This window comes from Pseudonocardia sp. HH130629-09 (assembly GCF_001294645.1).
GTDB lineage: Bacteria > Actinomycetota > Actinomycetes > Mycobacteriales > Pseudonocardiaceae > Pseudonocardia.
The window spans coordinates 1,257,396-1,275,167 of the sequence record NZ_CP011868.1; the positions used below are offsets into that span (position 1 = coordinate 1,257,396).

Below are 17,772 nucleotides of genomic sequence, written 5' to 3' on the forward strand. Positions count from 1 at the left end.
CGCGACCCTAGCCGTCGAACTGTTCCTCGGCCCGGTGCCCGTCGAGCCAGGCGAGGACGGCCTCGGTGTGCTCGCCGACGGCCGGGACCGGGTCCATCCGTGCCCGCCGCCCGGCGACGGTGATCGGCGGCTGCAGCGCCCGCAGCGGCCCGACCGGGCTGTCGACCTCGGTCCACCGGTCCCGCGCGGCGAGCTGCGGGTGCTCCAGCACCTCGCCGACCTCCCGCTGCCGGGCGTGCGCGATCCGCGCCGCCACCAGCCGCGCGACGATCTCGTCGCCGGTCAGGCCGGTCAGCACGGTGTCGATCTCGGCGTGCAGGGCGGGGCGGTTCTCCACCCGGGCCCGGCCACTGGAGTACCGCGGGTCGGTCGCGACCTCCGGGCGGCGCAGCACGACCTCGCAGAACGTCACCCACTCGCGCTCGTTCTGGATCGACAGGACGACGTCGGTGCTGTCCCCGGCGGAGAACGTGCCGTACGGGGCGATCGCGGCGTGGCTGGTGCCGGTCCGCCGCGGGGCGGTGCCGCCGTAGCCGGCGTAGTAGAGCGGGTAGCCCATCCACTCCACCAGCGAGTCGAACAGGCTGACCTCCAGGTCGGTGCCCAGCCCGGTGCGTTCCCGCTCGTAGAGCGCGGACAGGATGCCGGAGAAGGCGTACATGCCGGCGCCGATGTCGGCGGCCGGGATGCCGCTCTTGGCGGGGGCGTCCTCGGTGCCGGTGATCGAGACGAGCCCCGCCTCGGACTGGATGAGCAGGTCGTAGGCCTTCGCGTCGCGGTACGGGCCGGAGCTGCCGTAGCCGGAGATCGAGCAGGTCACCAGCCGGGGGTACCGCTCGCGCAGGGCGGCGGCGCCGAGCCCGAGCCGCTCGGCGGCGCCCGGGGCGAGGTTCTGCACGAACACGTCGGCCCGCTCCAGCAGCCGCAGCATCGTGGCGCGTCCGTCGTCGGACTTCAGGTCGAGGGTGACCGACTCCTTGGACCGGTTGAGCCACACGAAGTGGCTGGACATGCCGTGGACGGTCTCGTCGTAGTCGCGGGCGAAGTCGCCGGAGCCCTCGCGTTCGATCTTGATGACGCGGGCGCCGAGGTCGGCGAGGTGCCGGGTCGCCAGCGGCGCGGCGACGGCCTGCTCGCAGGAGACGACGAGCAGGCCCTCCAGGGGGAGCGGTGCGTCCGTGGCCATGACGGCTCCTCGGCGTCGAGACGATGCCTGGTTCCTCGGATCATGCACGAACCCGACCGACGACGCCTCGCCCGGCCGTCGTGGGCCCGGCCGGGGTCAGCCGGCGTCACGGGCGGCGGCGACGAAGTCGCGGATGCGCCCGTGGTCCTTCACCCCGCGGGCGGACTCGACGCCGCTGGAGACGTCGACGCCCCAGGGCCGCGCGCGGCGCACCGCCTCGCCGACCGTGCCGGGGTCCAGACCGCCCGCGAGCAGCCAGCGCCCGTCCGGCTTCGGGTCGAGTGCCTCGGCGTCCCAGCGCTCGCCGGACCCGGCGACGGGGGAGTCGAGCAGCAGGACCTCCTCGCCGTGCAGGCCGACGGTGAGGTCCGGGTCGTCCGCCAGCGAGGTGGCCCGCCACAGGGTGACGGGGTGGCGTCCGGCGACGGCGAAGTCCCCGGCGGTGTAGCGGCCGTGCAGCTGCAGCACGTCGGCGCCGGCGTCGGCGGTCACCGCGGCGGCCTCGCCCGCGGGCAGGTCGGCGACCACGACCACCGACCGCACCCCGTCCGGCACCCGCGCGACGAGTGCGGCCAGCCCGGCCGGGTCGACGTGGCGGGAGCTCGGCGGGTACACGACGAACCCGACCGCGTCGGCGCCGGCGGCCACGGCCGCGTCGACGTCGGCCGGGGTGGACAACCCGCACACCTTCACGAACACGGGGTCGACCCTACGTGGCGCGGCCGCGCCGCTCGGCGCGCCGGGAAGGAGGCCGGCGGATCGGCTACAGGTCCAGCACGAGCCGCGGGGACCGCGAGCGGGACACGCAGACCATCATCACCTCGCCCGCGGCGCGCTCGTCGTCGGAGAGCAGCGAGTCGCGGTGGTCGGGCTCGCCGCCCAGCACCCCGGTCTCGCAGGTGCCGCAGGTCCCCTCCCGGCACGAGGACAGCATCGTGATCCCGGCGCCCTCGAGCGCGTCGAGGATCGAGCAGCCGGCCGGGACCTCGACCACCCGGCCGGACCCGGCGAGCTCCACCTCGAACCAGTCCTGCGGCCCGTCGAGCGCTCCGTCGGCGGGGGCGAACCGTTCGAGGTGGACGTCGAGGCCGAGCCGGTCGCCGAGCTCGGAGACGGCGTCGAGCAGGCCGCCGGGACCGCAGCAGTAGACCGGCCGGTCCCCGGCCGCGCCGAGCACGGCGGCGAGGTCGGGCGGCCCGTTCTCGTCCTGCGGCACCAGGACCACGCGGTCGGGGTACCGCTCGGCGAGCTCGATGAAGGCCATCGAAGCCCGGCCGCGGCCGCCGTAGACGAGCCGCCAGTCCGCGCCCGCGGCCTGTGCCGCCGCGACCATCGGGACGATCGGGGTGATCCCGATGCCCCCGGCGACGAACAGGTAGCCGGGCGCGTCGACGAGCGCGAAGTGGTTGCGGGGGCCGTCCACGTCGACGGTGTCGCCCTCGGCGAGGACGTCGTGGACGTGCGCGGACCCGCCGCGACCGTCGACCTCCCGCAGCACCGCGACGCGGTAGACCGACCGTTCCGCGGGGTCGCCGCAGAGCGAGTACTGCCGGACCAGGTCCGGCCCGGTCCGCAGGTCGATGTGCGCGCCCGGCTCCCAGGCCGGCAGGTCCGCGCCGGACGGGTCGCGCAGGGTCAGCAGCACCACGCCGTCGGCGGCTGCCTCCTTCTTCTCCACCACGAGAGGGGTGCTCATCGCGTCGCTCCTTCCAGCTCCCGACGGGCGGACGGCGGCTCGGGCAGCGGGTCGTGGCCGTCGGGGTGGGCGAGAAGCCACTCCCACAGCGGGACGGGGTCGTCGAAGACGCGCTCGGCGCCGCAGTGGCACACCGCGCGTTGCAGATCGGTGCCCAGCACCCAGTGGATGCGCTGCACCCGGCGCCCGTGCAGCACCGGGGGCGCCTCGGGGATGTCGCTCACCGGACGGTCGCCGCCTGCGGTGCCGAGGCCATCCTGGCCAGCATCCGGCGGGCGGCGAGCCCACCGGTGTCGATGTTGACCGACAGCTCCTGGTAGCCGGGCGGCTCGGTCGCGACGACCTTCTCCAGCACGTCGAGGGCCTCGACGTCCTGCAGCACCACGGTGCGGTTCTGCTCGGCCAGGAACGCCGACACCTCGACGTCGTCCTGGGCGAAGTCGCGCGCGACCATCCAGAAGTCGTGCGTGGAGTGCTCGGTCTCCGGCGTGATCGCGTAGACGACCTCGACGTGGAAGGCGTCCGGGTCGGAGCCGTCCGGGTCCGGGACGGAGCCGACCGGCGCGATCCGGGAGTGCAGCTTGTACAGGCACGGCGGGGTGTACTCGATGTCCTGCCAGCGCGAGATCCGCCCGGACAGGCCGGTGGAGCGCTCGTAGAACGGCGGGCACTCGGCGTCGGCCATGTGCCGGGAGACGTGGACGATGCCCGCGTCCTCGTCCACCTCGGTCGAGATCGGGGTGGCCGCGACCTCGGGGGTGCCGATGTAGCCGCCGTGCAGGTAGGTCTCGTGCGACAGGTCGAGCAGGTTGTCCACCAGCAGAGAGAACCGCGCCGCGAGGGGCTCCATGCCGCGCACCGTCGTCCACGCGTCGTCGTCGAGGTAGGTCGCGCGCGGGATGCGGGTCGCGTCGGCGCGCTCCGGGGCACCGATCCAGACCCAGATCAGCGAGTCCTGTTCGACGACCGGGTAGGCCGCCAGGCGGGCCGTGCGCGGCACCCGCTTCTGGCCCGGCACCGCGACGCACGCGCCGTCGGCGCCGTAGGTGAAGCCGTGGTAGCCGCAGATGACGGTGTCGCCGACGAGCCGGCTCGGGGACCGGGACAGCGGGAACCGGCGGTGCACGCAGCGGTCGGCGTGCGCGGTGACCTGGCCGGCCTCGGTGCGCCAGAACAGGATCGGCTCGTCGCAGATCGTGCGGCCGAACAGCTCGCGCCCGATCTCGGCGGAGTAGGCGGCGACGTACCACTGGTCGCGGGGGATCGAGCTCATGCGGGGACTCCCTGGGTGGTGGGGGCGCCGGATCGGCGGAGCAGCAGGACGAGGACGGCCGCGCCGACGAACACCGCGGCGAAGAGCAGGTAGAGCGACTGCGGGGTGGCGCCGCCGTCGAGCAGCGCCCCGGCCAGGGTCGGCGCGAGGATCGCCCCGGACCGGCCGACAGCGAGTGCGGTCCCGACGCCAGTGGTGCGCACGTCGGCGCCGTAGGAGGTCGGGGCCATCGCGTACAGCCCGGCGACGCAGCCGTTGACGAACAGCCCGACCAGCGCGGCGACGACGAACGCCACCGCGAGGGAGGAGGTGCTGGCGATGAACACGGCGAGCAGCACCGCGGTGGCCAGCAGGTACCCGGCGAGCACGTGCCGCAGCGCGAACCGGGCGGCGAGCAGGCCGAGCCCGGCGGCGCCGAAGATGCCGCCGACGTTGAGCAGGGTGCCGCCCGCGATGCCCGCGTCCGGGGCGAGTCCGGCCTCGACGAGCAGCGTCGGCGTCCAGCTGGTGACGAAGTAGAACCCGGCCATCACGCAGAAGAAGCTGATCCAGAGCAGCACCGTGGTGCGGCGCAGCGCGGGGCGCAGCAGCGCGCCGTACCCGGCCGCGACACCGGTGCGCACCGGAGCGTCGCCGGCGAGCGCGGGCAGCGCCGCGTGCCCCATCCGGGCCAGCAGCACGTTGACCCGCTCCAGCGCCCCGGCCGGGCGACGCACGAGCAGGAAGTCGAGCGACTCCGGCAGCCGCCACCAGACCAGCGGGACCGCCGCCAGGGTGGCCAGGCCGCCGACGAGGAACACCGACCGCCAGCCGAGCTGCCCGATCAGCGTGGCGGCGAGCACGCCGCCGAGGACGGCCCCGATCGCGTAGCCGGTGGAGTTCAGGCTGACCGCGAGACCCCGCCAGCGGGCCGAGGCGTACTCGGCGGCGACGACGTTGCTGGTGGCGAGGATGCCGCCGACACCGAGCCCGGTGACCAGCCGCAGCGCGCCGAGCTGACCGGGGGACTGCGCCGCGGACGAGGCCAGCATCGCCAGCCCCGCGACGACCAGGCAGCCCAGCACGATCGGCCGTCGCCCGATGCGGTCGGCCCACGGTCCGATGAGGACCGAACCGGCGGCCATGCCCACCAGACCCGCGGACAGGAGCAGGCCGAGCTGGCTGCCGGACAGGCCCCACTCGGTGGCGACCGAACGGCCGGTGAAGGCCATGACCAGGACGTCGAAGCCGTCCAGCACGTTGAGCAGGACGCACGCCGCGACCGCGCCCCACTGATAGCGGGACATGGGTGCGTCGTCGAGCAGGCGGCGGACGGTGTCCGTCGCGGGTGGTGGGCGCATGGTGGACTCCGTCGTCTCCGCGCGGTGGTGGTGCAGCGAGGATGCGGGGCGACGGGGCGAGCGCCGTACGTGCCTTCCGGAGAATGGAAGGGTTTCAGTGCGTGGTGGCGCTGAGCGCGCGGCTGATCCCGGCGGCGGTCGTGCGCACCAGCGGGGCCAGCGCACGGGCGGGCACGCTGCCGTGCCGCACCACGAGCGAGACGGCCGCGACGACCTGGCCGCGGGCGTCGGAGACGGGGGCGCCGACCGACAGCGCGTCGTCGGTGACCTGCCGGTCGCTGACCGAGTGGCCGTCGCGGCGGACGTCGGCGAGCATGCGGCGCAGCCGCTGCGGGTCGGTCACGGTGAACGGGGTGTAGCGCTCGATCCGCCCGCCCAGCACCTCGTCCTGCAGCTCCGGCGGCGATTGCGCGAGCAGCACCAGGCCGACCCCGGTGGCGGTGAGCGCGAAACGCCCCCCGACCCGGGTCTGCACCGGGACCGCGCCGGACCCGGCGAGCCGTTCGACGAACACCACCTCGGCGCCCTCGCGCACCGCGAGCTGAACGTTCTCCCGGGTGACCCGGGACAGGTCCTCCAGGAACGGCAGCGCCGTCTCGCGCAGCGCCTGCCCGCGCGGGGCGAGCGCGCCCAGCTCCCACACGCGCAGCCCGATCCGGTAGCGGCCCTGCTCGTCACGCTCCAGCGCACCCCACGCCGCCAGGTCGGCGACGAGCCGGTGGGCGGTCGACAGCGGGACGTCGGCGTGCCGGGCGAGGTCGCTGAGCGACAGCGCGGCCCGGTCGGGGCCGAACGCGTCGAGCAGGCCGAGCGCGCGCACCACGACCGACCCGGTCGGTCCCACCGGGTGGCCGCGACGCGACGTGGTCATGCCCGCCAGTATCAGGCGTCGTAGTCGACCGTGGCGGTCCCCGTCACCGGGCGGGACTGGCAGGTGAGGACGAACCCGGCGGCGACCTCCTCGGGCTCCAGCGCGTAGTTGCGCCGCATGGTCACCTCGCCGTCGGTCACCTTCGCCCGGCACGTCCCGCACACCCCGCCCTTGCAGGCGAACGGGAGGTCGCCACGGACCTTCTGCGCGGCGTCGAGGACGTACTCCCCGGCCGGGACGGCCAGCGTCGTCGACCGTCCGTTCAGGACGACCGTGACCTGCGCGCTGTCGCCGTCGGGCTCGGTCTCGTGGCGGTCGACCTCCGGCGGCGGCTCGTCGACGTAGAACAGCTCGCGGTGCACCCGGCGCCGCTCGACACGCAGCTCGCCGAGCACCGCGACCGCGGCCTCGGTCATCCCGAGCGGGCCGCACAACCACCAGTCGTCTACGTCGCCGGTGTCGACCAGCGCGGTGAACAGCAGCCGCAGCCGCTCGGCGTCGAGCCTGCCGTTGACGATCTCGGCCTCGGTGGGCTCGCGGGACAGCACGTGCAGCAGGTGCAGCCGCGGGCCGTAGCGGTTCTTCAGGTCGGCGATCTCCTCGGTGAACATCACCGTGTCGGTCCGCCGGTTGCCGTAGACGAGGGTGACGCGGGTGTCGTCGTGCGCGGCCAGCAGCGACGCCGCGATCGACAGCACCGGGGTGATCCCGGACCCCGCGGCGACGAGGCCGTGATGCGTGCCCGCCGTCAGCTCCGGGGTGAACGACCCGGCGGGCGGGCCGACCTCGACGACGTCGCCCGGGGTCACCTCGTCGACCAGCCACGCGGAGAACAGGCCGCCGTCGATCCGGCGCACCCCCACCCGCGGCGCGGTCCCGGCGGCCGAGCAGATCGAGTACGACCGGCGCTCCTCGCCGTCGGCGGTGACCTTCCGCAGGGTCAGGTACTGGCCGGGCCGGAAGTCGTAGTGCGCGCGCAGGTCGTCGGGCACGTCGAAGGTGACGGCGACGGCGTCGTCGCACAGCCGGTCGACCCCGGTGACGACCAGCCGGTGGAAGCCGGCGGGGAGCTCGGTCCCCTCCGCCAGCAGGGCCTCGACCTCGTCGTCCAGGGCGAGCGTCGTCCGGCCGTACGCCCGGTTGGCCCGGGCCTGCCACGCCGCCGCGCGCCGTCCGCCCATCACAGCTCCTCGCCGGTTCGGTCGATCACCGGGCACGCTCCGCTCCTCGCTCGCCAGGGCTCGCTGCGATGCTCACGCACCCTCAGATCTCCTTCATGTGCTCGAACGGCTCACGGCAGGTCGTGCACCGCCGCAGCGCGGTGCACGCGGTCGGGCCGAAGCGCGACAGCTCCTCGGTCGCCCGCGACCCGCACTGTGGGCAGGGCACGACCGTCGACGGCGCGTCCAGCGTCAGCGGGATCGGCCCGGTGGTGCGCGGGGCGCTGCCGGGCGGTGCGACGCCGGCCTCGGCGAGCTTGCGGCGCCCGGCCGCGCTGATCCAGTCGGTGCTCCAGGCGGGGGAGAACACCGTCCGCACCTCGACGCGCGTGTACCCGGCCGCGGTGAGCGCGCCGCGGATGTCGGCCCGCATCTCCTCGATCGCCGGGCAGCCGGCGTAGGTCGGGGTGATCGTGACGGTCACCGTGCCGTCCTGTTCGGAGACCGACCTGACCACCCCGAGGTCGTCGAGGGTGAGCATCGGCATCTCGGGGTCGACGACCCGGGCGACGACGTCGCGGGCACCGAGGTCACGGCCGCTCAGGTCCACTGTGGTCACCACGTCGCCCCCGGGTGTCTGCGCGCCAGGCTCTGCATCACCACGAGTGCGTGCTCGAGCTTCTCGGTGTGCAGCCCCTGCCGGCCGCCGCGGCCGCCCACCGTGCCGGTCGGCGGTACGTCCGGGCGGGCCAGCGTGGCCCGCTCCAGCACCTGCGCGAGCACGGTCTCGACCTCCTCGCGGGTGTCTGCGGGGTCGGCCGCGACCCCGGCCGCGACCAGGCGCCGTTCCTGTTCGGTGGTGCGGAACAGCTCCTCGAGGTGCGGCCACACCCACTCCAGCGCGTCCTGCATGCGGCGGTGGGACTCGTCGGTGCCGTCGCCGAGGCGCAGCGTCCAGCGGGCGGCGTGGTCGCGGTGGTAGGTGACCTCCTTGACCCCCTTTGCGGCGACGGCGGCGACCACCGGGTCGGCCGAGCCCTGCAGCCGGTGCAGGAGCGCGAGGCGCCAGGTGGAGAACACCAGCAGCCGGGCGATGCACCGGGCGAAGTCCAGGTCGTCGGACGGTTCGACGAGGCCGACACAGCGGAACTCCTCGACCTCGCGCCAGTAGGCCAGCGCGTCCTCGTCGCGGCCGGTCAGGTGCCCGGCACGCGAGAGCAGCACCCGGGCCTGACCGAGCAGGTCGAGCGCGGTGTTGGCGAGCGCGACCTCCTCCTCCAGCTCCGCGGCGTTCGAGACCCACTCGGTGAGCCGGTGCGACAGCACCAGCGCGTCGTCGCCGAGCATCAGGCAGTACGCGGCCAGGTCGGCGGGGTCGACGCCGTCCGGGACGGGCGCGACGATGTCGGCCTCGGAGTCCTCGAAGCCCGACCCGAACGCCCAGCGGGGGTCGTCGCCCTCCTCGGTCAGCGCGTCGTGGACGGAGCCGCTCACAGGTGCGGCACCTCCTCCGGGATCGCGTAGAATGTCGGGTGCCGGTAGACCTTGTCCCCGCTGGGGGCGAAGAACGGGTCCTTCTCGTCCGGACTGGACGCGGTGATCGCGTCCGCGCGGACCACCCAGATGCTCACGCCCTCGTTGCGACGGGTGTAGACGTCGCGGGCGTTGTGCAGGGCCATCTCGTCGTCGGGGGCGTGCAGCGACCCGACGTGCACGTGGTTGAGCCCGCGCTTGCCGCGGACGAACACCTCGTAGAGCGGCCAGGCGCGACGGCCCGGCCGCTCGCCCTGCCCGGTCTCGACGCCCGTCGTCGGGACGGCGCCGTGGCCGCCCTCGGTGCTCATGTCCTGCTCGCTCATGCCCGTGCCCCCTGCTTCTCGGCGTAGGCCCGGGCCGCCTCGCGCACCCACGCCCCGTTCTCGTGCGCCCGGCGGCGGTGGTCCAGCCGCTGCCGGTTCGCCGGTCCCGCCCCGGAGACGACGGCGGTGAACTCCGACCAGTCCGGCTCCCCGAAGTCGTGCGCCTGCCGCTGCTCGTTCCAGCGCAGGTCCGGGTCGGGCAGCGTCACGCCCAGCGCCGCCGCCTGCGGCACGGTCATGTCGACGAATCGCTGGCGCAGCTCGTCGTTCGTGTGCCGCTTGATGCCCCACGCCATCGACTGGTGGGTGTTGGGGGATTCGCCGTCGGCCGGGCCGAACATCATCAGCGACGGCCACCACCAGCGGTCCACGGCCTCCTGCACCATCCGCTTCTGCGCGTCGGTCCCCGCGGTCAGGGCGAGCAGCGACTCGTAGCCCTGGCGCTGGTGGAACGACTCCTCCTTGCAGATGCGGATCATCGCCCGGGCGTAGGGCCCGTAGGAGCAGCGGCACAGCGGCACCTGGTTCGCGATCGCCGCGCCGTCGACCAGCCACCCGATGACCCCGATGTCGGCCCAGGACAGCGTCGGGTAGTTGAAGATCGAGCTGTACTTCTGCTTGGCGTCGATCAGCTTCTCGGTGAGCTCCTCGCGGTCGACGCCGAGGGTCTCGGCCGCCGCGTAGAGGTACATGCCGTGGCCGGCCTCGTCCTGCACCTTGGCCAGCAGGATCGCCCGGCGCCGCAGCGAGGGCGCACGCAGCAGCCAGTTGCCCTCCGGCTGCATCCCGATGATCTCCGAGTGCGCGTGCTGGGCGATCTGCCGGATCAACGTCCTGCGGTAGGCCTCGGGCATCCAGTCCCGCGGCTCGATCCGCTGGTCCGCCGCGATCGTCGCGTCGAACCGCTCCGCCAGCTCCGCCGGGGATGGCGCGGTGCTCGTCACTGGACACCTCCGTACCGAATGTTCGTTCGGCTAGGAGTGTGGCCGATGCCGGATGGTCCCGCAACCCCGGCCCGCGGCGACGTCGATCTGCACGTTGTCGCCCTCCCCGGGGCGGGAACGTGCTGATCGACGCGCGGTGGCCGGTGCCGGACCGGAAGCCCGGAGGAACCGGGAGGGGGGTGGGATGGTCCAAGGGGCATGGATCTCACACGACCGTTCCTCGGCGCCGCGGCGGTCGGGGCCGGTGTGGTCACTACGAAGCAGCTGCGGGGGCCCCGGTTCCGCCCGGTCCTCCGCGGAGTGTTCGTCGCCGCGCACGTCCCGGACGGCTTCCTGCTCCGGTGCGAGGCCGGGGCGGTCGCGGTCGGCGCGACCGGGGCCGGGACCGGTCGCGCCGCGCTGTGCGGCTGGGCCGCCGCCGAGATGCTGGGTGCGGACTGCGCACCGCGTGGGGTGCCGGTCGAGGTGGTGGTGGCCCTCGGGCACCGGCGCACCCGACCCGGACTGGTTCTGCGGCACCGCGACATTCCGGCGGCGGACGTCGTGACCGGTGTCCGGATCCCCGCTCCCGGTGGACGCCGGCCCGGTACGTGCGGGGCCGCACGGTGGTCACGACGTCGCCGCTGCGGACCGCGTTCGACCTCGCCTGCCGGGTCGGGCGGACCGACGCGGTGATCGCGCTCGACGCGCTGGCCAGGGTCGGGGGGCACGGGCCGGGCGAGGTCCTGGTGCTCGCGGCGGCCCGTCCGGCCGTCCGGGGAAGTCGGCGGGTCCCGGGCCTGGTCGCCCTGGCCGATCCGCTCGCCGAGTCGCCGATGGAGACCCGGGTCCGGCTGGCCCTGCACGACCACGGGGTCCGGCCGCCGGTGCTGCAGCATCCGGTGGGGCCGTACCGGATCGATCTGGCCTACCCGGACCTGCGCTTCGGTGTCGAGTACGACGGGGAGCACCACCTGGACGGCGACCGCGCCCGGGCCGATCTGCGCCGGCAGGCGTTCCTGACCGCGCAGGGCTGGGACATCCTCCGTCCGGAGGCCCACGTGGTCCTGGCTCGACCCGACCTCCTGGCCGCCGAGGTCGGTCACCGCCTGACCTCCCGAGCAGCTCGGCCGTGATCGATCAGCACGTTGTCGCCCCGCCCGGGGTCACAACGTGCTGATCGATTCCTCGGGGGCGGGCGACACGGTCAGGGGGCCGGGACGATGCCGGTGAAGGCGGCGCGGACGACGTCCTGCGGCAGGGTGGCGGTCCCGGGGCGGCCGGGGCGGTACCACTCGACGATCGAGTTGATCGTGCCGGACAGCAGCCGGGCGGCCAGGGCGGGGTCGACGTCGGAGCGGACCTCGCCGGCGTCGACGGCCTCGCTGACCAGGGCGCGCACGGCCCCGTCGAACGCGCGGCGGCGTTCCAGCGCCCAGCGCTCGGTCTCGGTGTTGCCGCGCACCCGGAGCAGCAGGGTGACGTAGGGCAGCTCGGCCATGAGCACCCCGACCTGCGCGGCAACGATCGCCCGCAGCCGCTCGGCGGGAGAGCCGGCGCGGGCCTCGGGTAGGTCGAGCACCCCGAACAGCCCGTCGACGGCGCGTTCCAGCGCCGCGCGCAGCAGCGCCTCCTTGCCCGCGAAGTGGTGGTAGAACGACGACTTCGTGATCCCGGCGGCCCGCGAGAGGTCCTCCATCGACGTCGCGTCGTAGCCGCGGTCGATGAACTCGCCGACCGCGGTCTCGAGCAGCGCGTCGCGGCCCCCGCTCGGGCGCCGGGCCCGCTTGACCGGCGAGCTCATCGGCCCTCGAAGACGGGCTTGTTCTTCGCCAGGAAGTCGCTCACGGCCTGCTGGTGGTCGCGCGTGGTCGACAGCCGGATCTGGGCGTCGGCCTCGTACTCCAGGACGGCGGGGAGCTCGTTGACCGCGCCGAAGCGCAGCGCGCCCTTCACCTCGGCGTAGGCGCGGGTGGGGCCCGCCGCGAGGTGCCGCGCCAGGTCCAGTGCGGCGTCGAGGACCTTCTCGGCAGGCACGACGTCGCGCACCAGCCCCCAGTTGCGGGCGTCGGAGGCGGTGAACTGCTCGTTCAGCATCACCAGCTCGGTGGCCCGGGAGACCCCGACGGCGTGTGCGAGCGACGCCGCGAGCCCGCTGTCGGTGGACAGCCCGATGCCGGTGAACGCGGTCGCGAACTTCAGTCCGTCCGCGGCGATCCGCAGGTCGGCGGCCAGGGCGATGCCGAGCCCGGCGCCCACGCAGGGCCCGTTGATCGCGGCGACCACCGGCTTCGGCGCCTCGTTGAGCGCGCGGATCAGCGGGTTGTAGTGCCGGCGCACGGTGCCCAGGGCCCCGACCGGGTCGACGTCGAGCGCCGCGGCGTGCTCGCCCAGGTCCTGCCCGACGCAGAACGCCTTCCCCGCGCCGGTCAGCACGATCGAGCGCACGGACTCGTCCCCGGTGACCTCGACGACCGCGGCGAGCAGCGCCTCCTTGAGCTCGACGGTGAGCGCGTTGTACTTCGCCGGCCGGTTGAGCGTGACCACCGCGACCGACGGGTCGGTCTCGTCGCGGGTCACGAGGACGGCGGGATCGGTGCCGGTGGCGGGGGTGGTCATCCGCTGAGCCTAACGGCCGACCGAACGATCGGTCCCCCAGGTCGTCGGGCGAGGTCGGGAGGTGTCCCACGCGTGCCGCCCGGCCCGTCGTCCGGGTGCCGCCGGACGCCTGGACGGACCCTGGTGCGGCTCCGTGGACCGGTGCTAGGTTCCCCGAACGAACGGTCGGTCCAATGGTCGACCCGCGACGACGAAGCGCGACGGAGGCCCGCCGATGACCCTGCTCCGCAGTCACCTCTCCGGCACCTGGCAGACGGGGAGCGGCGAGGGCCGCCCGCTGTACGACGCGGTGACCGGCGACGAGGTCGCCCGCATTTCCGCCGACGGTCTCGACCTCGCCGGGGCGCTGGAGTTCGGACGGCGGACCGGTGGGCCCGCGCTGCGCGCGCTCACGTTCCACCAGCGCGCAGCCCTGCTGAAGGCGCTCGGCCAGCACCTGCGCGAGCACCGCGAACAGCTCTACGCCGTCTCCGCGTGGACCGGCGCGACGCTCGGCGACTCCAAGTTCGACGTCGACGGCGGCATCGGCGTCCTGCTCGCCTACGCGTCCAAGGCCAAGCGCGAGCTGCCCAACGACACGATCCACGTCGAGGGCGACGTCGAGCCGCTCGGCCGCGGCGGGACCTTCCTCAGTCAGCACGTGCTGACCCCGTTGTGCGGGGTCGCGGTCCAGGTCAACGCCTTCAACTTCCCGGTCTGGGGCCCGTTGGAGAAGCTCGCCCCGGCCTTCCTCGCGGGCGTCCCGACGCTGATCAAGCCGGCGTCGCCGACGGCGTTCCTCACCGCGGAGCTCGTCGAGCTGATCATTGGCTCCGGCCTGCTGCCCGAGGGGTCCGTGCAGTTCGTCGCCGGGTCGCTCGGCGACGCCTTCGACCACCTCACCGGGCAGGACCTGGTGAGCTTCACCGGATCGGCGTCGACCGCGCAGACCCTGCGCAGCCACCCCGGGATCGTCCGCAACTCCGTGCGGTTCTCCGCCGAGGCCGACTCGCTGAACCTGGCCGCGCTCGGCCCGGACGCGACGCCCGGCACCGCGGAGTTCGACCTGTTCGTGAAGGCGCTCACCACCGAGATGACGGTCAAGGCCGGACAGAAGTGCACCGCGATCCGGCGCGCGTTCGTGCCACGCGCGTACGTCGACGCCGTCGTCGAGGCGGTCACCGCGCGGCTCGCGACGGTCGTGGTCGGCGCCCCCGGTGCCGAGGGTGTCCGGATGGGGGCGCTCGCGAACCTCGACCAGCGCGAGGAGGTCCGCCGCAGCGTGAAGGCCCTGCGCGACGCCGGCCGGATCGTGTTCGGCGACCCCGACCGCGTCGAGGTGACCGGCGCCGACGCCGACCGCGGCGCGTTCGTCTCCCCGCTGCTGCTGGTCGGCGACCCGGACCGCGCCGAGCCGCACGAGGTCGAGGCGTTCGGCCCGGTGTCGACCGTGCTGCCCTACGCCACCACCGAGCAGCTGATCGACTACGCCGCCCGCGGCCAGGGCTCGCTCGCCGGCTCCGTCGTCTCCGCCGACCCCGGGTTCGTCCGCGAGGTCGTGCTCGGCGTCGCCCCGCTCCACGGCCGCGTGCACGTGCTCAACGCCCGCGACGCCGGCGAGTCCACCGGGCACGGGTCGCCGCTGCCGCAGCTCGTCCACGGCGGGCCGGGCCGGGCCGGCGGTGGCGAGGAGATGGGCGGCGTGCGCGGGGTGTTCCACCACATGCAGCGCACCGCGGTCCAGGCCGACCCCGACTCACTCGCCGCGATCACCGGCCGCTGGGTCACCGGAGCGCAGCGCCACACCACCGACGTGCACCCCTTCCGCAAGCACCTGGAGGAGCTGCGCCCGGGCGACTGCCTGGTCGCCGGCCCGCGCCGGGTGACCCGGGAGGACGTGGAGCACTTCGCCGAGTTCACCGGCGACACGTTCTACGCGCACATGGACGAGGCAGCTGCCGCGGCGAACCCGCTGTTCGGGCAGCGCGTCGCGCACGGCTACCTGGTCGTGTCCCTCGCCGCCGGGCTGTTCGTCGACCCCGACCCGGGTCCCGTGCTCGCGAACTTCGGCGTCGACGGGCTGCGGTTCCTCACCCCGGTCCGCTTCGACGACGAGCTCACCGTCACGCTGACCTGCAAGCAGCTCACCCCGCGCGAGTCCGCCGGCTACGGCGAGGTCCGCTGGGACGCCGACGTCACGCGGCAGGACGGCGAGTCCGTCGCCCGCTACGACGTGCTCACCCTCGTCGCGAAGAAGGACGCGTGATGACCGCGGCCACGACGCGCCTCGGCGACGCGCCCCCGGCGGAGCTGCTGGACCCGGCCGAGCGGATGTCGGTCGACGAGCTGCGCACCCTGCAGCTGGGGCGTCTGCAGTGGACGTTGCGGCACGCCTGGGACAACGTCCCGCACTACCGGCGGAGGTTCGAGGAGCACGGCGTGCACCCCGACGACTGCCGCGAGCTCGCCGACATCGCGAAGTTCCCGACGACGACCAAGGCCGACCTGCGGGAGACCTACCCGTTCGGCATGTTCGCTGTGCCCCGGGAGCGGATCGCACGGATCCACGCGTCGTCGGGCACCACGGGCCGCCCCACCGTCGTCGGCTACACCGGGGGTGACCTCGACCGGTGGGCCGGGCTCGTCGCGCGGTCCATCCGGGCCGCGGGCGGGCGCCCCGGCCACCGCGTGCACGTCGCCTACGGGTACGGGCTGTTCACCGGCGGGCTCGGCGCGCACTACGGCGCGGAGAAGCTGGGTGCGACCGTCATTCCGGTCTCGGGCGGCATGACCCCGCGGCAGGTGCAGCTCATCGGCGACTTCGCCCCCGAGGTCATCATGGTGACCCCGAGCTACATGCTGACCCTGCTCGACGAGTTCGAGCGCCAGGGCGTCGACCCGCGGGCCACGAGCCTGCAGGTCGGGATCCTCGGCGCCGAACCGTGGACCGAACGGATGCGCGCCGAGATCGAGGAGCGGGCCGGCATCCACGCGGTCGACATCTACGGGCTCTCCGAGGTCATGGGGCCCGGCGTCTCGCAGGAGTGCGTGGAGACCAAGGACGGCCTGCACATCTGGGAGGACCACTTCCTGCCCGAGGTCGTCGACCCGCTCGACGGCACCCCGCTGCCCGACGGCGCCGAGGGCGAGCTGCTGTTCACCAGCCTCACCAAGGAGGGGCTGCCGATCATCCGTTACCGCACCCGCGACCTCACGACGCTGCTCCCGGGCACCGCGCGGCCGCAGATGCGGCGGATGGCCAAGATCACCGGCCGGTCCGACGACATGATCATCCTGCGCGGGGTGAACGTGTTCCCGACCCAGATCGAGGAGATCGTGCTCCGCACGCCCGGGCTCGCGCCGCACTTCCAGCTGGAGCTGACGACCCGGGGCAGGCTCGACGCGATGACCGTGCGCGTCGAGGCCCGCGGCGACACCCCCGCCGACCGCCGCGACCCGGCCGCCGCCGAGCTCGTGCGCGCGGTGAAGGAGACCGTCGGGATCTCGGTGACCTGTGAGGTCGTCGACCCCGACACCCTGGAGCGCTCGGTCGGGAAGCTGCAGCGCCTCAAGGACCGGCGGGAGCCGAGGGCCTGACCTTGTCCGGCGCGGGAATGCCGCGGGTCGCGTGCGGGTTGCGACCGGTCGTGAAGCTCGAGATCTGGTCCGACGTCGTGTGTCCGTGGTGCGCGATCGGGCGGGCGCGCCTGGAGACGGCGTTGTCCGGCTTCGCGCACCGTGACCGGGTGACACTGCGGTGGCGCAGCTTCGAGCTCGACCCGGCCGCGCCGTGCGAGCAGCCTGGTGACCGCGCCGAGCACCTGGCGGCCAAGTACGGCGTGAGCGTCGCGGCGGCCCGCCGGATGGAGGAGCAGGTCACCGTCACCGCGGCCGCGGACGGGCTGGAGTTCCGCTTCGACCGGGCCCGCCACGGCAACACCGTCGACGCCCACCGGCTGCTCCACCACGCCTGGGCGACCGGCGGGCCCGGGCTGCAGGACACGCTGAAGGGGCGGCTGCTGCGCGCCTCGTTCACCGACGGCGAGCCGATCGGCGATCCCGAGGCGCTCGCCCGGATCGCGGTGGCCGCCGGTCTCGACGACGGAGGGGCGCGCGCGGTGCTCGGCTCCGACCGGTACCTCGACGACGTCCGCGCCGACGAGGACATGGCCCGCCGCCTCGGCATCACCTCGGTGCCGTTCCTCGTCGTCGACGACCGCTACGGCGTCGCCGGCGCCCAGCCGGTCGACGCGCTGCGCCAGCTCCTCGACACCGCCTGGTCCGAGGAGACACCCGCCCGGAGCTAGCGGGACTCGTCCTCGAAGATCAGGATCGTCCGCGTCGACACGACCGTCGGGAGCGCCTGCAGGCGTTCGAGCACGACGCTGCGCAACGCGTCGTTGCCGGTGGTGCGCACCAGCAGCAGCACGTCGAAGTCCCCGCCGACCAACGCCATGTGCCGGACCTCGGGGATCGCGCGCAGCTGTTCGCGCAGCTCGCGCCAGCTGTTCTGCCGCACCGTCAGTGTCACGTACGCCGAGGTGTGCAGACCCACCCGGTGCGGGTCGACGACGGCGGTGAACCCGGTGATCACGCCGTCGTCGACGAGCCGGGCGAGGCGGGCGTAGGCGTTCGCCCGCGAGATCGTCAGGCGCTCGGCCAGCGCGCGCCCGGTCAGCCTGCCGTCGTGCTGCAGCTCCGCGACCATCCGCCGGTCGATGTCGTCGAGCACCGCCGCCTCCGTTCGTCTCGCCGGGACCCGCCGGGCGACGGTGCCCAGGACCACTCGTCCGGGGTGGCATCGCGCTCCGGGCCGATCGTCTCGTCCTCTCCCCGATCCAGGCTGATCGTACGGATCATGCGCCA

20 protein-coding genes are annotated in these 17,772 nt (G+C 74.2%); 5 read left to right on the top strand and 15 right to left on the bottom strand.

All coding sequences use genetic code 11. The annotated features are described in order from the left end of the window. Positions 1–7: 7 nt before the first annotated feature. The 12 genes from XF36_RS05585 to paaA all read right to left on the bottom strand — a co-directional run bounded on the left by XF36_RS05585 (position 8) and on the right by paaA (position 10,329). The gene (locus tag XF36_RS05585; protein WP_060711171.1) at positions 8–1,186 is read right to left on the bottom strand and encodes a CaiB/BaiF CoA transferase family protein; all 1,179 of its coding nucleotides are present in this window, start codon (positions 1,184–1,186) and stop codon (positions 8–10) included. A 96-nt stretch (positions 1,187–1,282) separates the two neighbouring features. After that, positions 1,283–1,885, bottom strand: a complete 603-nt coding sequence (locus XF36_RS05590) for a phosphoribosylanthranilate isomerase (protein WP_060711172.1) — start codon at positions 1,883–1,885, stop codon at positions 1,283–1,285. A gap of 64 nt (positions 1,886–1,949) precedes the next feature. After that, positions 1,950–2,882 carry a PDR/VanB family oxidoreductase gene (locus tag XF36_RS05595; protein WP_060711173.1) on the bottom strand — a complete coding sequence of 311 codons (933 nt, stop codon included), beginning with the start codon at positions 2,880–2,882 and terminating at the stop codon, positions 1,950–1,952. Further along, positions 2,879–3,106 (bottom strand): hypothetical protein, encoded by a 228-nt coding sequence (locus XF36_RS05600; protein ID WP_060711174.1) that lies wholly within the window; start codon positions 3,104–3,106, stop codon positions 2,879–2,881. Before XF36_RS05600 ends, XF36_RS05595 begins: the two co-directional genes overlap by 4 nt. Continuing rightward, positions 3,103–4,155 (bottom strand): aromatic ring-hydroxylating dioxygenase subunit alpha, encoded by a 1,053-nt coding sequence (locus XF36_RS05605; protein WP_060711175.1) that lies wholly within the window; start codon positions 4,153–4,155, stop codon positions 3,103–3,105. The genes XF36_RS05600 and XF36_RS05605 overlap by 4 nt, the downstream gene beginning before the upstream one ends. Next, positions 4,152–5,495, bottom strand: coding sequence for an MFS transporter (locus XF36_RS05610; protein WP_060711176.1), 1,344 nt, complete (start codon positions 5,493–5,495; stop codon positions 4,152–4,154). The genes XF36_RS05605 and XF36_RS05610 overlap by 4 nt, the downstream gene beginning before the upstream one ends. Positions 5,496–5,589: 94 nt before the next feature. Then, positions 5,590–6,366: an IclR family transcriptional regulator gene (locus XF36_RS05615; RefSeq protein WP_082375189.1), complete on the bottom strand. Its 777-nt coding sequence runs from the start codon at positions 6,364–6,366 to the stop codon at positions 5,590–5,592. A gap of 11 nt (positions 6,367–6,377) precedes the next feature. Beyond that, complete coding sequence (paaE, locus tag XF36_RS05620) at positions 6,378–7,547, bottom strand: 1,2-phenylacetyl-CoA epoxidase subunit PaaE (protein ID WP_082375190.1); 1,170 nt, start codon at positions 7,545–7,547, stop codon at positions 6,378–6,380. Between the two features lie 82 nt (positions 7,548–7,629). Then, positions 7,630–8,073: a 1,2-phenylacetyl-CoA epoxidase subunit PaaD gene (gene paaD, locus XF36_RS05625; RefSeq protein ID WP_060714445.1), complete on the bottom strand. Its 444-nt coding sequence runs from the start codon at positions 8,071–8,073 to the stop codon at positions 7,630–7,632. Between the two features lie 68 nt (positions 8,074–8,141). Then, positions 8,142–9,020, bottom strand: a complete 879-nt coding sequence (gene paaC / locus XF36_RS05630) for a 1,2-phenylacetyl-CoA epoxidase subunit PaaC (RefSeq protein ID WP_060711177.1) — start codon at positions 9,018–9,020, stop codon at positions 8,142–8,144. After that, positions 9,017–9,385, bottom strand: a complete 369-nt coding sequence (gene paaB / locus XF36_RS05635; protein WP_082375191.1) for a 1,2-phenylacetyl-CoA epoxidase subunit PaaB — start codon at positions 9,383–9,385, stop codon at positions 9,017–9,019. Before paaB ends, paaC begins: the two co-directional genes overlap by 4 nt. Further along, entirely contained in the window at positions 9,382–10,329 is a 948-nt protein-coding gene (gene paaA, locus XF36_RS05640; protein WP_060711178.1) for a 1,2-phenylacetyl-CoA epoxidase subunit PaaA, read from the bottom strand. Before paaA ends, paaB begins: the two co-directional genes overlap by 4 nt. 198 nt (positions 10,330–10,527) lie before the next feature. On the opposite strand from paaA, the gene XF36_RS32200 reads away from it, so the two are divergent. Both XF36_RS32200 and XF36_RS32205 read left to right on the top strand, forming a co-directional pair. Beyond that, positions 10,528–11,004 carry a hypothetical protein gene (locus XF36_RS32200; protein ID WP_060711179.1) on the top strand — a complete coding sequence of 159 codons (477 nt, stop codon included), beginning with the start codon at positions 10,528–10,530 and terminating at the stop codon, positions 11,002–11,004. Then, positions 10,935–11,444 (top strand): endonuclease domain-containing protein, encoded by a 510-nt coding sequence (locus XF36_RS32205; protein WP_060711180.1) that lies wholly within the window; start codon positions 10,935–10,937, stop codon positions 11,442–11,444. The genes XF36_RS32200 and XF36_RS32205 overlap by 70 nt, the downstream gene beginning before the upstream one ends. Positions 11,445–11,515: 71 nt before the next feature. Here the strand turns inward: XF36_RS32205 and XF36_RS05655 are convergent, their stop codons facing one another. Both XF36_RS05655 and XF36_RS05660 read right to left on the bottom strand, forming a co-directional pair. Continuing rightward, positions 11,516–12,112, bottom strand: a complete 597-nt coding sequence (locus XF36_RS05655) for a TetR/AcrR family transcriptional regulator (RefSeq protein ID WP_060711181.1) — start codon at positions 12,110–12,112, stop codon at positions 11,516–11,518. Beyond that, entirely contained in the window at positions 12,109–12,927 is an 819-nt protein-coding gene (locus tag XF36_RS05660; RefSeq protein WP_060711182.1) for an enoyl-CoA hydratase/isomerase family protein, read from the bottom strand. The genes XF36_RS05655 and XF36_RS05660 overlap by 4 nt, the downstream gene beginning before the upstream one ends. 214 nt (positions 12,928–13,141) lie before the next feature. Between XF36_RS05660 and paaZ the strand changes: the two genes are divergently transcribed. Genes paaZ through XF36_RS05675 form a run of 3 tightly spaced genes read left to right on the top strand, consistent with a single transcriptional unit; the run spans position 13,142 to position 17,213 of the window. Further along, positions 13,142–15,172, top strand: a complete 2,031-nt coding sequence (gene paaZ, locus XF36_RS05665) for a phenylacetic acid degradation bifunctional protein PaaZ (RefSeq protein ID WP_060711183.1) — start codon at positions 13,142–13,144, stop codon at positions 15,170–15,172. After that, complete coding sequence (gene paaK, locus XF36_RS05670; RefSeq protein ID WP_060711184.1) at positions 15,172–16,503, top strand: phenylacetate--CoA ligase PaaK; 1,332 nt, start codon at positions 15,172–15,174, stop codon at positions 16,501–16,503. The genes paaZ and paaK overlap by 1 nt, the downstream gene beginning before the upstream one ends. Before the next feature lie 50 nt (positions 16,504–16,553). Next, positions 16,554–17,213 carry a DsbA family oxidoreductase gene (locus XF36_RS05675; protein WP_082375758.1) on the top strand — a complete coding sequence of 220 codons (660 nt, stop codon included), beginning with the start codon at positions 16,554–16,556 and terminating at the stop codon, positions 17,211–17,213. Here the strand turns inward: XF36_RS05675 and XF36_RS05680 are convergent. Next, entirely contained in the window at positions 17,210–17,614 is a 405-nt protein-coding gene (locus tag XF36_RS05680; RefSeq protein WP_051050029.1) for an Lrp/AsnC family transcriptional regulator, read from the bottom strand. The genes XF36_RS05675 and XF36_RS05680 overlap by 4 nt on opposite strands. Positions 17,615–17,772 lie beyond the last annotated feature (158 nt).